Below are 13,120 nucleotides of genomic sequence, written 5' to 3'. Positions count from 1 at the left end.
ACAAGTAAAGGGCTATTCAGGGGAGTTGCAACTTATCAACGTTGAGCCAAGGCCGCCGAAGGCAGCCTTGGCTGCTGTTAGTGCCTTAGGCGACCGGGTGAATAGTCTCACCGTGGTCTTTCACGGTGCTGCTATCAACTTCGATCTTGCTCGTGGCCTGGACATAGTAAGGCGCCTGGGTGCCGTTCCTTTTCAGGGACAGCACAAAGCCACGGTCGTCCGATCTGTCCCAGCTTTCCTGCTTGCCGCTGTCGATTCCAAAGAAGGTGGTGTCGCCGTCGCTGCCCCATTTGTTGACCGAGACTTCAATCTTTTTCGATGATTTGTTGGTAACGGTAATACCCATCTCTATATTCCTTTTAGATTGAGGTTTAGTTGATCTGGCTATTGACTGCTATCCAATGCTTACAGTCGTTATGTCGTTCCATACAACCTAACTAGAACTGCCAGTCAATGCAGGTGAAGCGCCTTGAAGTCTAGATACTATTTTGCTATCAGCAAGGCTGCACTCCTGGAGCTTCCTCAATGAATCGCCAATGCCCATCTCGCCTTGTCACAACGCCTCCAGCTGTGCCGGGCAACGACGATTTTGCTCCTCACCCACCTATTTGGCAGCAAGATCCGGACTTGCCGATCATGGGCAGCGCTGCATCGGCCATCATGGGGTTCTGCTTCTTGGTGCTTTGGTCCTTGCCGGTCTTGGTGCTGACGATATTGCTCCTTCTGGGGGCCGAAGCGATGCTAGGTGAACCGCGCAGCGATGGGTCGAGTTTCACAACGGCGCTTCTCATCCAGTTCCTGCTGGGCTTTATCGTGCTCATGGGACTGGTCTTCGCGTGGATTTTCTCTGTGCCCAGAGTGCTGGCCTTCACGTTCGACGAAAACCAGCAACTGCTGACCCTTACCGTCAGCCGGCGCGGCCGTAAGCCCACCGAAGTACGGGTGCCATATAGCGACATCATTGGCATCTACCCTTACGTGTTCGCCAGTTATGACCGCGATGGCCATTTCAGCGTTTTGTGTCAGGGGCCAAGAGGCAAGCAGTCGCTGTACCGATTGGCCGAGGGTACTTCTCTGGAAGAAATGGAGTTTCATTCGGCGTGGTTGCGAGGAGCGTTAGGCGAACGGATGCATAACCTGGCGGATCTGGACAAATGAACCAAGCGCGCCCATCCCGCCACTTCTTCGGGCGTTTATCCGCTCGAGGCATTGGGGGAGGTGGTACATGATCCTTGAATTCATGGCGCGTGGTTGATTGGGGTGAGGGTGTTATGGGGGACCTGATAGGGGAGGCGTTGTTTCATGCGACCTGTCTGGAGCGGCCGGCCAATAAGGGTGAAGCGCATTGGCGTCCAGACAGTTTCTTGCTGTCGGCAAGGCAGTGGACGGCAACCTGGCTGAGGTGTCGTCAGTTCAACTATGTGCAACTTGAGCCTTGAAGGAAAAGAGGACGCCACTTGTCGAACAGCCTGTGCGCGGCGTCTCTTGGTTGTTCAATGCACGCTGCGGGCGGCCTTCCAGAGGTCTTGCGCACCCAGGCCGGCCTGCCAGGCTTCGAAGCAGGATCGCCATTGTTCAAAAGCCGGGCCCAGGGGATGACGGGGGGCGCCGCTGAGTGAATAGGCCATACCCTCGATCAGCCCTGATGCCTGGCGTTGCCCGCCGGTGGTTGACCTTGAGCCAATGGTGATCTGGGCGAGGTGGTTGACCTTGCCAAGACCATCCGTGAAGTGTCGATGCGGTCGAGCATGGTCACCGGCAAGGTGAGGTGCTGTTCATTGGCGACGCCGGCAAGGCTTGGGAACTAGGTCAGATTCAACCCGCCGTCCGAGAGGAGTATCTCGCCGGTCAAGTAATCCGACTCGACCAGCATGATCACGGCGTGGGCGATGTCATCTGGGCTGGCGGCCCTGCGCATCGGGGCGCGAGTTCGCCACAACTCTTGGGCATCGGTCCACTCTGCGGTCATGGGCGTGTCGACCAAGCCTGGCGCCACAGCGTTTACGCGAATGTCTGGCCCCAGCGATAACGCGAGCAAGCGGGTCATGTGATTCAGCGCGGCTTTGCTGACCGCATAGGGAATCGATGCGCCTTTAGGACGGATACCGGCATGTGAACTGATGTTCACGACACAACCCGCTCGCCGCTGACGGGCGGCATCGCGCAATGCCGACTCGGCCAATGTGACGAGGTGGAACGGTGCCACGACATTCACCTCGTTCAATTCGTGCCACACCATCGAGTTGGCCGAGGCAAGGTCGCCGTGGGGAATGACTCTGCTAATACCAGCGTTATTGACCAATACATCGAGCTGCCCCCACGCGGCGATCGCCTCGTTAACAAGCCTGACTCTGTCAGCTTCGACAGCAAGATCGGCTTGTACATAAACAGCCTGCTTCATTTCAGCGGCCATAGCGCGTCCCGTATCCGCAGAAGTTCGCGAATGGAGCACCACCGCATAGCCTGCCTGGCTGAGTGCACGTGCAATGGCTGCACCGATGCCGGAAGTGGATCCTGTCACCAACGCGACGCGTAATCCGTTATCGATTGTCGGATTGGGGGTCATATGGACTTCTCTGAGGGGTTGCTGGAAAGCCGTTATCGGAGCACCAAGCGGGCAAGGTTGGAACGGGTCGGCGTAACCAGGCACGCGCCTTGTTCATCAGCGTCTATTTCCCTGAGGGCCGAGTAGAGCGCCGCATGATAAGGGCTGCCGATTCCAAGTCCAGCATTCTGTCCGTTGGGCAGGTCGACGGGAGCCCTGTATGCGCAAAGATGGGAGCAGGGTTGCCGTTGAATCCGACGCCTGTTAGACAGCCGGCCCAAAGTGTCGCCAAGGACTGCAATCAATGTTTCTGCTAATGATGGTTCTCTCGCTCTGGGCGGAGGATCCCGCCTATGTCGTCAACGAAGAACACTGCAAATTCGGGCATTTTGTTGAGTTACCGAAGGACAAGAGACAGGGGCGGCTGATCAAGGCGTGCATCTATCGAATGGAAGGTAAAACCCCGCCTCTTTTTGAACGCGTGCAGGCCAATCCTGTTCGGCCACTGACAGAACTCATGAAGGCGCCTGCTGAATTACGCTAACGCGGCTTGGCTAACCGTCCGCTGGAACTTGAGGAAAGTGCTGTGGGGAGGCTGATTTTATTTCAGGCATGACTTTGATGAAGTCCTGTGCCGCTGCACGTTATGCCAAGAGAACAGACTTCAGAGCGTAGTAGCGATTGCCAGGGCCAGTTGTTCGTCGGTCATGTACGGCGGGCCATAGGCCGAGTGGTAGTAGCGAACGGCTTGCTCGAATTGAGCGCCGCGAATCTCGCCATCTGAGCCTACGAATGCCAGTGCATCAGCCTTGGCAGGCTGGAATTGCTTCACCGCCAGCTCAGATAGTCCGGTTGTTCCTGAAAGAAGCAAGGTTGGAGCCAGCGTTATCATCATCATCGAGTTTTGATAGGAGCCCTTGTTTTCCGCCGCGGCTTGAGCACCGGTCAATGCCAGGATAACGAACACTAGAGTTTTCCATTTATGCATTCCTCACCGCTTCCTTGCTGCCTGCCGAATAGTGGTGCAACGATACCAAGGTGGGTCGCTGTATAGATAGAAGAATCCCGGTGCCGGGCCGGGCTCGATACGGAGGCCTGTCAATCATCAGCCGTTGTTCACCACATCGCCCCCGGCGGGTTTGGTCGTAGGCTCTATCAGTTCCGCCCCGTGGTTCCTGACGTTGCCGATGGCGGTGCTGACTTTGAACCATTCGAAGGCGTCGGCGGGCTCACCCTGGTGCAAGGCCATCTGTTCGGCGCGCTCCTTCGGCGTGGCCGGATCGAGCCATTCCCGGGCCTGCTCCGGCGCCAGGACCACCGGCCGGCGGTCGTGAATATCGACCATGCCACCTTGGGCGTCGGCAGTGATGATCACAAAGCCGTCGTGCTCTGCGCGGCCTCGCTTTGGATCCGGAAGTTGTCCGATCGAGGCACAGAGGATGGGGGAGCCGTCGCGGTGCCGGATCAGGTAGGGCTGCTTCTTCGCGCCGCCTTCATCCACCCACTCGAACCAGTTGTCGATCGGGCATAGGGCTCGTTGCGGCCAGATCTGGCGGAAGAACGGACCGTGGGCCACTTTTTCGACCCGGGCATTGACCGGGGTTGCGCGATCATCCGCCCAGTGCGGCCGCCAGCCCCAGCGCACGGCGTCGGCATGCAACGCTTCGCCGGCAACATGGAAGAGGGCAAGCTGCATTGTCGGCGCTGCGTTGTAGCGCCCCAGGGGCTGGTCGCCAACGCTGTTGACCAGTGCCCCTGGCATGCTCAGGGCAGCGACGAAGTCGTGGATACCGCGATACTGAGAAAGTCTTCCGCACATTGCTGTGCCCTCACGCTAGGAGCGTAAGCATAGCGCCGCCTGTGGGCTTCTATTCATCAGCGCGCTCAGTGGTGAAGAGATTTGGCATGGCGCAGTTTGGCTTGGACATCAATGGCGTTGAGGAGGTTGACGGGGCCCTCTATGCGCCAGCGTGGTGGTACCGCGTCGAGTCGATTGCCTTCAAGGTGTTCCGATCGGGCTTCCTGGTGAAAATCGCACCCCGGAAAACTGCGGCCATGGCTGAGTTTTACCCGGCGTACCTGCACTACGGGGTGAAGCGCGGCAGGCGTCTGGGCAAGCTGGCGCCAGGAACAGGCAAAGGAAAGTCCAACCGGCGAGCTGCTGGCGCGCGTGCGGCTATAGCCGAGCGTGCAGCGGGGGAGTGGCGCATCAAGCCACGTGACAACTACATGGCTGATGCGCTGCAGGACTCTAGCTCTGACGTGAAGGGTATTCTCAGTGCGGCCTTCGCTAGCGCCTTGCGCTGAAAGCGGGTGATGCCTGCTCTGAAGATGCGCTACGATCCGCGGTCCATTGGAAGGAGGTCAAAAGGAATGATCGGTCGTTTAGCTGTGTGCGCTCTTCTGGCTGCGCAAGTGGTGCCTGCATTCGCGGCAAAGGATGAAGTCGAGTATTTGATCCCGGAGGACTGGGATTCGAAAAAAGACGAGGCTAAGCCTGCCGGCGGCTTGCCTCTGACTTCGAAGGAACTTGAGTCTGGAATGAAAAAGAGATTCAAGGAGGTTCCGCAGTGTTCAGGCGTTGCGTTTGGTAAGGCCCAAGCCATGAAGAATGGTGAGGTGATTTACCAAACCTTGAGCTTGAAGGGGGCCTAGCTGGAGATGTTTGTTGAAATCAACAGTGTTGGGAAGGTAGGCAATGCCAAGTTCCTGGGTAGCAAGGGAGCAAAGGACGATCCCGAACTTCGTCTCATGATGTGCTCGACCTACGCCGTTATGCGCACTTTGCAGCCTGAACTGGAGTCGTCTGAAGCTGCGCTGAAAAGCTCCTCCCGAGCGTGGACTTTGTCAAAGCAAAAGCCATTTGAAATGGCCTTCTATTTCAACAAGATCAAAACCCAGTACGTGCCCTTTGAGATGAACGTCTACTGAAGTTTGCTGCTCGGTTGAAAAGTAAATCCAGCGGACTCTGGGTTTCTTTGGCTTTGAGATTCTGGAGAGTTATCGGTGTTACAGACGTTGTGGATGTTGCTCAATTGGGAGGTTTGGGAGTCACTTGCAATAGTTTCTATCCCATTTCAGCTGTTTGTCTGGGTTGGGGTTATGGTCACAATGCTTATCATTCGTTTCCGTGGCCGCATTCCTATCTTTTGGGCCAATCTGTTGGCGGGCGGGGTTGCTGGGCTGGCAGCTATGCAGGTTTGTATGATGTCGGCACCTTATGCGCTCGATTACAAGGATTACCGCGAGAGCGTTCGGAAGTTGGAGGCTCAGGAGCGCTTACAGCGACAACAGGAGTCGCCAGATGTTGATGCGCCGCCTGTTGAGTTGGCGGGGGGGATGGCAGGACTGGAGTCAATGAAGATTTTTATGGCACTGGTTTCATACCGGGCAGATTCCAAACAGCCTCAGGAGAGTGACCAGCAACCGGAAGAAAAGGAGTTCTGAATCGCCCCGGCCAGTACATCTCATTCTTTGGCTACCTGCGAGTGCATCTCTACGAGCTTGAAGACGTTGTGCCGGCTTTCGCGCAGTAGGCGGGTCAGCTCCGCGATTTCGTTCTCCAGCAACAGGATGTGCTGCTTGCAGGTTTCAAGGGGCGAAGGAATGCCCAGCCAATCGGCTGTGTCGTCTTCGGTGTGCACGGTACTACCTCGAATCCAATGCTGTGTGTGCATACAGTAATCGAGGCTTGAGCCAGGCGCGATTTGCGCCGACGAACTTTAGGGGATAGGGGTGGTGTACGGTCGGCAGAACGCCGGAGACGGGCTACAGCAGTATGCACAATCGGCATATTGCGGTTGCATTGGATTGAGGCGAAAGCCTCTCAAAAAGAGCAAAGTATTCGGACGCGTCCAAAAATGCTTGAGCTGGGTCGACGTGGCGAGGTCAGGAGTAAAATCCCCCAGACACAAAAAAGCCCTGAAAAATCAGGGCTTTCTCGTTGAGATTTGGCGGAGGCGTAGAGATTCGAACTCTAGGACCTGTTACAGTCGGCGGTTTTCAAGACCGCTGCCTTAAACCACTCGGCCACACCTCCAGATCGCATTGCGGGCGCCATAATACCCGAATGAAACACACTGTCAAACTCTCTGCATCGCGAGTTACAGAGCCTCTGTTATCATCCTTGCCACTAAATGTTTCCCCCAACAGGAGTGTCGCCATGCGCGAACAGGATTACGCAGTTAACAACGGCGTGCAGGCCGAGCAGCTAGAGGTTAGCCGCGTCCTGCGCAACACTTATGGCTTGCTGGCCCTGACCCTCGCGTTCAGCGGTGTCATGGCTTATGTGGCGCAGCAGATGCGGGTCGGTTACCCGAACATCTTCGTGGTGCTGATCGGCTTTTACGGTCTGTTCTTCCTCACCAACAAACTCCGTGACTCGGCCTGGGGCCTGGTCTCGGCGTTCGCCCTGACCGGCTTCATGGGCTTTTTGCTCGGCCCGATCCTCAACCGTTACCTGGGCATGCAGGGCGGCGCTGAAGTCGTTAGCTCGGCCTTCGCCATGACGGCGCTGGTGTTTGGTGGTCTGTCGGCCTATGTGCTGATCACCCGCAAGGACATGAGCTTCCTCGGTGGTTTCATCACCGCTGGTTTCTTCGTGTTGATGGGCGCCGTGCTGGCCAGCCTGTTCTTCCAGATCAGCGGTCTGCAGTTGGCGATTAGCGCCGGTTTCGTGCTGTTCTCCTCGGTGTGCATCCTGTTCCAGACCAGCGCCATCATCCATGGCGGCGAACGCAACTACATCATGGCCACCATCAGCCTGTATGTATCGATCTACAACCTGTTCGTCAGCCTGCTGCAGCTGTTCGGCATCATGGGCCGCGATGACTGAATCCGGTTGTTGAGCCAATAAAAAAAGCCCGCTTCGGCGGGCTTTTTGTTGTCCAGGTTTCAAGCGTGACAAGGTTTCAAGGGCTGTGCAGCTGCAAGCGTGCGCTGGCCATGGCGTCCTTGTTGACCTCGATGGAGAACGACAGCACGGCGACTTGCTGCTGCTCCAACTGGTCGATCCAGGTGATCAGGCCGTTGAGAGGCCCCTCCAGACTGAGGTTGACCCGTCCTTCATCCTCCTGGTCCATGCGTTCCAGGTTGAGCCCGGCCTGGCTGCTGGAGCGTGCCAGCATGCCCGGCAGGGCATCACCGGAAATGACTGGGCCACGAAGTGCGGAAGTGCTGACGGGCAGCCGTTGTAGATCTAAAAGCAATTGCGTTTCCTCGGTATAGCGTTGCTCGGCCAGGGCCAGAGCCTGTTGTTGCGGTTGCCAGAGTAGATAGAGGCTGGTCAGGCCAGCGAAGACCACCAGGGCTTGTACCGCCCGTTGTTCGCGCTTTGCCAGACGCTGCCAGCGTTGTCGGAGTGGGTTCGCCAGGGCGGTTCTGGTCGGAGTCGTGGCGCTGGATGGATTCACGTCTTACTCCTTGATTTGAAAACGCGCGGAGACGCCTTGAGCGTCCCGCACGGATGAGTCGGTGCTGACGCTCAGGCCCTGGTTGATCAGGCCCTCGCGCAGCATTTGCAGATCGGCAAAGGCCGGGGCGCTCACTTGCAGGCTCCAGCCTTCCTCGGCCTGGTAATCCAGACGCTGGATCATCGACAGCGCGCCGCCACTGGCGACCCATTGCTCCGCCAGTTGCGACAGACGCAGGGCTACGCCCGGTGTTTCCTGCACCTGTTGGCGTTGCTTGAGCCGCACCTGACGCGCCAGATCGGCGGTAACCGGTTCATCGGCAAAGCGCTCTTGCCACAGACTCTGACTGGCGGCGTGCAACTGGTCGCTGCGTTGCTCCAGGTACAGCCGGTGCCCGATGTTCTGCAACAGATGGGCGCCGCCGGCAATCGCCAGCACCAGTAGCGTCAGGCGCCAGGGCTTCGCTTTACGGGTGCGGCGCTGGAATTGGCCCTGGCACAGGTCGATTGCCTGCAGGCTGCCCTGGCTGAGCACTTGCCAAGGCTGCTCTTCGACCTGCCAGTGCTGCGGTTCCAGGCCGTCGATGCCCGGGGCCTGGGCGCCTTGCCACAGCAGCCCGTCCGGCACCAACCGGCTCAGGTCGCCGAGCTCCTGGTCGCTGAGGGTCAGGCGCAGTGGGGCGCTGCCGCCCAACAGCCAGCGGCCGTCCCAGGCCAGGGCTCGTGGCCGGTCCTGGGGCAGGCAGTCGGCATCGATGTGCATGCGCGCCGGGTGCAGTCCGTGTTCGGCCAGGCGCTTGAGGCAACGCTGCAGGCGCTCGCGATTGATGACCAGCACCGAGCAGTGACGTCGCTCGCGCAATGGGCCATGGGCCATGTGCAAGTGCTCGACGTCGTCGATCAGGTGTTCTTCCAGGGCACTGTGCAGCGCCTGGCGCAACCAGCGACCGCTGCGCGCCGGGACGCTGACTTGATGAAAACTGGCCATTTCCATCGGCAGCAGCAGGACAAATCCATGCTCGCGAAGCTGTTCGGCGGCCTGTTCCAGGCTGCCTTGCTGGGGCGTGCTGCCGGCTGACCACCAGTGGCAACGCCACGGGGTGTCGCCGGTGGTATGGGGCGAAAGGTAAAGCCAATGGCTCATCAATGGTTACTCGGTAAGCAGATGGGCGTTGGACGGTCCGGGGAGCAGCGTGCGCTGTTGCACCCGGACCTGTTCAGCGTTCATGACGCGCAGGTCGCTGACCAGGCGCAGGCGTCGGCCATGCAGTTCAACGTCGATGGTGGCGCGGAACTGGCGACTGTTGACGCTCAGCCCGCGAGGGGTAATGTCCCGGCCCTGGAGCATGGGGTTGGCGAGGAACGCGGCGACCGTGGGATAGCCCTTGCTCGGGCGCGATTGGGCCAGGGTCTGGGCGGTCGGCAGGTCGATGCCTTCGATGCTGGCCAGCACCAGGGCGCTGGCGGTATTGAGGTTGATGTGGGCTTGTTCATAGGCCGCGACCAGTGGCGACAGGCGTTGCAGGGTGGCGCGATCGACTTCCGGCAATTGTCGCAGCTCGCTGATGTCGCTCAGGGGTAATGGGCGGCCCAGGCGATCAAGAGGGCGCGACAGCGCCGCCGGGTCGTGGGGCTTGATCTGGGCCAGGGCCAGCAGCCGCTGGTAGCGGGCACGGGGGATGACATCGTCCTGCACCAGCGCGCTGTTGAGATTGAAGCGCGCGCCCAGATCGACGATCTGGATCGCCATCCTGCCCCCTTCGATCGGGAACGCCGGGGCCGGTCGGGCCCAATGCTGGCCCAGATGGGTCACCAGCAGGCCGCCTTCGCTGCGGGCATCTTCCTGCAACTGGCTACGGGCCCAGCTTTCGCCACTCAGGGCCAGTTGCCAGAGCTGCTGGTGTTGCACCAGGTGGCTGCTGCTGGCGAGGCTGAGCCGCTGGCGGGCGAGCATATTGCTCACCACCAGGGTCACCAGCGCGGTGATCAGCAACACGCTGAGCAAGGCAACGCCGCGCTGTGCACGAGGCTTATTCACGGGGGGTGTCCTCGTCCACTTCGGCGCCGCCGGGCAGCAGAATGACCCGGCGGATATGCGGGAAGCCGGGCGCGCTCAGCTCAATGTCCACGGCGGCCGGCAGGCTCAGGGCCTCGCTGCCGATGGGCCAGCTGTCATGGGGCAGGCCCAGGGCGTCGATGAAGCGCAAGTGGACCAGCTCGACCCCACTGAGCAAGGGTTGCACCTGGCTAGGGCTGTCTCGTTCCAGGCCCCAGGTTTCGCGAATCCACTCGCCGTCGCTCAAGCGATGGTTGACCTGCAACAGATCGCTGCGCGGAGCGTCCAGGGGGTTGCGCCAGCCGCCGCGCAGCAGGCGCAGCCCCTGGTGCTGGCTGATCAGCGCCTGGCTATGGCTGTGGTCGTCCTTGAGGGCGTGACGCTGCACTTGCACCAGATCACGCTCCAGCAGACTCAGGGCCCGTTGCAGGTGGCGCAACTGCTGTTCCTGGGTCTGGATGCGCTGGTCGCTGCGCATCACCCGATCCAGCAACTGATAGGTCGCCAATCCCAGGAGGCTGAAGATGGCGATGGCCACCACCACTTCCAGCAAGGTGAAACCGCGCTGGTTCATGGGTTGGCCTCGACGTAACCCAGCAGCTGCGCGCGGCTGTATTGCCGGGCCCGTTGCGGGTCTTGCTCGGCCGAGACCCGCAGGCTGACCTTGAGCAACCGCGAGTCCGGGGCCGCCTCGATCTCGCTGAACAGCCACCAGTTGCGCCCGCCAAACTCGACCTGCCGTTGCTGGCGCCCAAGGGTGCGCGGCTGCATGCCGCTGCGCAGTTCATTGAGGTAGTTGTCGGCAATCCAAGTGGCTTGGGTGCGTTCGGCCAGATTGCCGCTGTTGATGGCCACATGCTGGATCGCACTGAACAGCGCAATCGACACCGTGGCGAAAATCGCCAGTGCCACCATCACTTCCAGCAGGGTAAAACCCCGCTCAGTTCGCGGTTTCAAGTCGGGGCTCCTGTATGCCATCGCTGGACAGGGTCAGCAACGGAGTGTTGCGGTGCTCGATCCACAGGGTGAAGGCGCTGGTTTCATCGCTGGACAGCACCAGCAGTTGGGGCAGGGCCCTGCGACTAACCGCCTGGCCCAGGGCCGGGCCGGCTTCGGCAACCTCAAGGCGCAGGCGCAGGTTGTCGGGCAGGCTCTGGGCCCGCCAGTCGCGGTCGGCCAGCCACTGTCCCTGTTCATCCAGGCGCAGCACGGAGTAGGCGTCGGGTTCGATGCGCAGGCCGTAGTCGCTGTTGCTCAACACCGCCTGCTGGCGCAGCAGTTGCAGCAGCGCCAGCAGACGATCGCCTTCACGGCGCGCCTGGCGGCTGGCGGAGTCGGGGTTGATCAGGCCGATCATGCCCGCGGACAGGGCGATGATCAGCACCACCACCAGTACTTCGACCAGAGTGAAGCCCTTGGCGTGGGAGCGTTGCACCGCTCAGCGGTCCCAGTTGCCGATCTCGGCGTTCAGGCCGTCGCCGCCGAGCTTGCCGTCGGCGCCAAAGGAGAACAGGTCATAGCCCGTACCGCGGGCGCCTGGCACGCGGTATTGGTAGGCATTGCCCCAGGGATCGATGGGCAGGCGCTTGAGGTAGCCGTCGGGGTTCCAGTTGCGTGCCGGCGGGTTGCCGCTGGGCTTGCTGACCAGGGCTTCGAGCCCTTGCTGGCTGCTGGGGTACTGATGGTTGTCGAGCTTGTAGATGTCCAGGGCCATGGCAATGGCCTTGATATCGCTCTGGGCGGCGGCGCCCTTGGCCTGGTCGGGACGGCTCATGATCTGCGGCACCACCAGGGCCGCGAGGACCCCGAGAATGACCACCACCACCATGATTTCAATCAGGGTAAAACCGCGTTGTTTGTTCTGAGTCTGCACGTAGGGGGTTCCGCATTCAGGTAATCAATTGGTTCAGGCTGAGGATCGGCATCAGGATCGCCAGCACGATGATCAGCACCGAGGCGCCCATGAACACCAGCATCGCCGGTTCGAACAGGCCCACCAGCAAGGCAATGCGGTTGGCCAGTTGTTCTTCCTGCTGCTTGGCGGCGCGTTCGAGCATGCTGTCCAGCTCGCCGGAGCGTTCACCGCTGGCGATCATGTAGAGCATCATCGGCGGGAAACTGCCGTTGAGTTCCAGGGCTCGGGTGAGGCTGATACCTTCGCGCACCCCCCGGACGATGTCTTTCAGACCGGTACGAATTTTCTGATTGGCCACCACTTCGCTGGCGATGGACAGGGCGTCCAGCAGTGGCACGCCGCTGCGTCCAAGAATCGCCAGGGTGCTGACAAACCGCGTGCAGTTGCTGGCCCGGATCAGCCGGCCCAGCAGCGGCAGTTGCAGCACCAGGGCATGCCAGCGCTCGCGGGTGGCCGGGTTGCGGACGGCGGCGCGGGCGGCCAGTACCAGGGCCGCCACCAGCAGCAGCATGAGCAGGCCATAGTCCTGCAGGAAGGCGCTGCTGGCGATCAGGCCCCGGGTCAGCAGCGGCAGTTCCTGGCCACTGTCGATGAACACCTTGACCACGTCGGGCACCACGAAGCCCAGCAGGAAGCCGACGATGCTGACGGCCGCCAGCATCAGGATGCTCGGGTAGAGCATGGCCAGCTGGATCTGCTGACGGGCCGCTTGCTGGGCTTCGGTGTAGTCGGCCAGGTTCATCAGCACCTGACCCAGGTGTCCGGAGCGTTCGCCGGCGGCCACCGTGGCCCGGTACAGATCCGGGAAGGCCCGCGGGTAGGCCGCCAGGGCCACCGCCAGGCTATAGCCCTCCAGGACCCGGGAGCGGATGGCCAGGAGCATGCTCTTGATCCGCTGTTTCTCGCACTGCGCGGCGACCGCGGCCAGCACCTCCTCCAGGGGCAGGGCGGCTTGGACCAGGGTCGACAACTGGCGGGTGAGCAAGGCCAGTTCGGCGCTGCTCAAGCCGCCGCCGGACACCTGCAGCAAGCCTTTGCCACGCACGCGCTTGCTCTGCGCGGCGCTGACCTTGAGGATCACCAGCTGGCGCTCGCGCAACAGTTGCCGGGCATGGCGCGGGCTGTCGGCTTCCACCACGCCGGTGGATTTTTTGCCGGCGGCGCACATGGCCAGGTATTCGTAAGCGGCCATGA

At 60.6% G+C, this 13,120-nt stretch carries 20 protein-coding genes and 1 tRNA gene; 7 read left to right on the top strand and 14 right to left on the bottom strand.

The genetic code is table 11. The features are described from left to right. Positions 1-85: 85 nt before the first annotated feature. Positions 86-346, bottom strand: a complete 261-nt coding sequence (locus tag J5M73_RS17515; RefSeq protein ID WP_102864793.1) for a hypothetical protein — start codon at positions 344-346, stop codon at positions 86-88. A 179-nt stretch (positions 347-525) separates the two neighbouring features. Here J5M73_RS17515 and J5M73_RS17510 point away from each other — a divergent pair, with 179 nt between their 5' ends. Continuing rightward, positions 526-1,158, top strand: coding sequence for a hypothetical protein (locus J5M73_RS17510; RefSeq protein ID WP_242553877.1), 633 nt, complete (start codon positions 526-528; stop codon positions 1,156-1,158). A gap of 646 nt (positions 1,159-1,804) precedes the next feature. On the opposite strand, the gene J5M73_RS17505 is transcribed toward J5M73_RS17510, so the two are convergent. Beyond that, positions 1,805-2,566, bottom strand: coding sequence for an SDR family oxidoreductase (locus J5M73_RS17505; protein WP_102864794.1), 762 nt, complete (start codon positions 2,564-2,566; stop codon positions 1,805-1,807). Between the two features lie 283 nt (positions 2,567-2,849). Between J5M73_RS17505 and J5M73_RS17500 the strand changes: the two genes are divergently transcribed. Then, positions 2,850-3,089, top strand: a complete 240-nt coding sequence (locus J5M73_RS17500) for a hypothetical protein (RefSeq protein WP_102864795.1) — start codon at positions 2,850-2,852, stop codon at positions 3,087-3,089. 120 nt (positions 3,090-3,209) lie between these two features. Here J5M73_RS17500 and J5M73_RS17495 read toward each other — a convergent pair whose 3' ends face one another. Beyond that, positions 3,210-3,533 carry a DUF2388 domain-containing protein gene (locus tag J5M73_RS17495; RefSeq protein WP_102864796.1) on the bottom strand — a complete coding sequence of 108 codons (324 nt, stop codon included), beginning with the start codon at positions 3,531-3,533 and terminating at the stop codon, positions 3,210-3,212. A gap of 117 nt (positions 3,534-3,650) precedes the next feature. Next, entirely contained in the window at positions 3,651-4,364 is a 714-nt protein-coding gene (locus J5M73_RS17490; RefSeq protein WP_102864797.1) for an SOS response-associated peptidase family protein, read from the bottom strand. Positions 4,365-4,450: 86 nt separating this feature from the next. Here J5M73_RS17490 and J5M73_RS17485 point away from each other — a divergent pair, with 86 nt between their 5' ends. From J5M73_RS17485 to J5M73_RS17470, 4 genes are all read left to right on the top strand, one after another. Next, positions 4,451-4,852 carry a hypothetical protein gene (locus J5M73_RS17485; RefSeq protein ID WP_180988625.1) on the top strand — a complete coding sequence of 134 codons (402 nt, stop codon included), beginning with the start codon at positions 4,451-4,453 and terminating at the stop codon, positions 4,850-4,852. 66 nt (positions 4,853-4,918) lie between these two features. Next, positions 4,919-5,200 (top strand): hypothetical protein, encoded by a 282-nt coding sequence (locus J5M73_RS17480; RefSeq protein ID WP_102864798.1) that lies wholly within the window; start codon positions 4,919-4,921, stop codon positions 5,198-5,200. A 6-nt stretch (positions 5,201-5,206) separates the two neighbouring features. Further along, positions 5,207-5,476, top strand: a complete 270-nt coding sequence (locus tag J5M73_RS17475; RefSeq protein WP_102864799.1) for a hypothetical protein — start codon at positions 5,207-5,209, stop codon at positions 5,474-5,476. A gap of 75 nt (positions 5,477-5,551) precedes the next feature. After that, the gene (locus J5M73_RS17470) at positions 5,552-5,992 is read left to right on the top strand and encodes a hypothetical protein (protein ID WP_102864800.1); all 441 of its coding nucleotides are present in this window, start codon (positions 5,552-5,554) and stop codon (positions 5,990-5,992) included. A 20-nt stretch (positions 5,993-6,012) separates the two neighbouring features. On the opposite strand, the gene J5M73_RS17465 is transcribed toward J5M73_RS17470, so the two are convergent. Both J5M73_RS17465 and J5M73_RS17460 read right to left on the bottom strand, forming a co-directional pair. Continuing rightward, positions 6,013-6,222 (bottom strand): hypothetical protein, encoded by a 210-nt coding sequence (locus tag J5M73_RS17465; RefSeq protein ID WP_146036428.1) that lies wholly within the window; start codon positions 6,220-6,222, stop codon positions 6,013-6,015. A 274-nt stretch (positions 6,223-6,496) separates the two neighbouring features. After that, a tRNA-Ser gene (locus J5M73_RS17460) sits at positions 6,497-6,584 on the bottom strand. Positions 6,585-6,707: 123 nt separating this feature from the next. Between J5M73_RS17460 and J5M73_RS17455 the strand changes: the two genes are divergently transcribed. After that, positions 6,708-7,379, top strand: coding sequence for a Bax inhibitor-1/YccA family protein (locus tag J5M73_RS17455; protein ID WP_011062013.1), 672 nt, complete (start codon positions 6,708-6,710; stop codon positions 7,377-7,379). Positions 7,380-7,455: 76 nt separating this feature from the next. Here J5M73_RS17455 and gspM read toward each other — a convergent pair whose 3' ends face one another. Genes gspM through gspF form a run of 8 tightly spaced genes read right to left on the bottom strand, consistent with a single transcriptional unit; the run spans position 7,456 to position 13,118 of the window. After that, positions 7,456-7,956: a type II secretion system protein GspM gene (gene gspM, locus J5M73_RS17450; RefSeq protein WP_242553876.1), complete on the bottom strand. Its 501-nt coding sequence runs from the start codon at positions 7,954-7,956 to the stop codon at positions 7,456-7,458. Between the two features lie 3 nt (positions 7,957-7,959). Then, entirely contained in the window at positions 7,960-9,099 is a 1,140-nt protein-coding gene (gspL, locus tag J5M73_RS17445) for a type II secretion system protein GspL (protein WP_102864801.1), read from the bottom strand. Positions 9,100-9,105: 6 nt separating this feature from the next. After that, on the bottom strand, positions 9,106-9,993 hold the full coding sequence (gene gspK / locus J5M73_RS17440) for a type II secretion system minor pseudopilin GspK (RefSeq protein WP_162884070.1): 888 nt from the start codon (positions 9,991-9,993) through the stop codon (positions 9,106-9,108). Next, positions 9,986-10,585, bottom strand: a complete 600-nt coding sequence (gene gspJ / locus J5M73_RS17435; protein WP_102864802.1) for a type II secretion system minor pseudopilin GspJ — start codon at positions 10,583-10,585, stop codon at positions 9,986-9,988. Before gspJ ends, gspK begins: the two co-directional genes overlap by 8 nt. Next, a complete protein-coding gene (gspI, locus tag J5M73_RS17430; RefSeq protein ID WP_240322028.1) occupies positions 10,582-10,968 on the bottom strand; it encodes a type II secretion system minor pseudopilin GspI in 387 nt (128 codons plus the stop codon). Before gspI ends, gspJ begins: the two co-directional genes overlap by 4 nt. After that, the gene (gene gspH / locus J5M73_RS17425) at positions 10,952-11,446 is read right to left on the bottom strand and encodes a type II secretion system minor pseudopilin GspH (RefSeq protein ID WP_180988617.1); all 495 of its coding nucleotides are present in this window, start codon (positions 11,444-11,446) and stop codon (positions 10,952-10,954) included. Before gspH ends, gspI begins: the two co-directional genes overlap by 17 nt. Positions 11,447-11,449: 3 nt before the next feature. Beyond that, a complete protein-coding gene (gene gspG / locus J5M73_RS17420; protein ID WP_102864804.1) occupies positions 11,450-11,884 on the bottom strand; it encodes a type II secretion system major pseudopilin GspG in 435 nt (144 codons plus the stop codon). A gap of 16 nt (positions 11,885-11,900) precedes the next feature. Next, on the bottom strand, positions 11,901-13,118 hold the full coding sequence (gene gspF / locus J5M73_RS17415) for a type II secretion system inner membrane protein GspF (RefSeq protein WP_207815932.1): 1,218 nt from the start codon (positions 13,116-13,118) through the stop codon (positions 11,901-11,903). Between the last annotated feature and the right edge of the window lie 2 nt (positions 13,119-13,120).

The organism is Pseudomonas sp. 50_B (assembly GCF_017491625.1).
Classification (GTDB): domain Bacteria; phylum Pseudomonadota; class Gammaproteobacteria; order Pseudomonadales; family Pseudomonadaceae; genus Aquipseudomonas; species Aquipseudomonas danubii.
The sequence above is the reverse complement of the archived record's forward strand: the minus strand, read 5'-3'. Positions and strand labels throughout refer to the sequence as shown.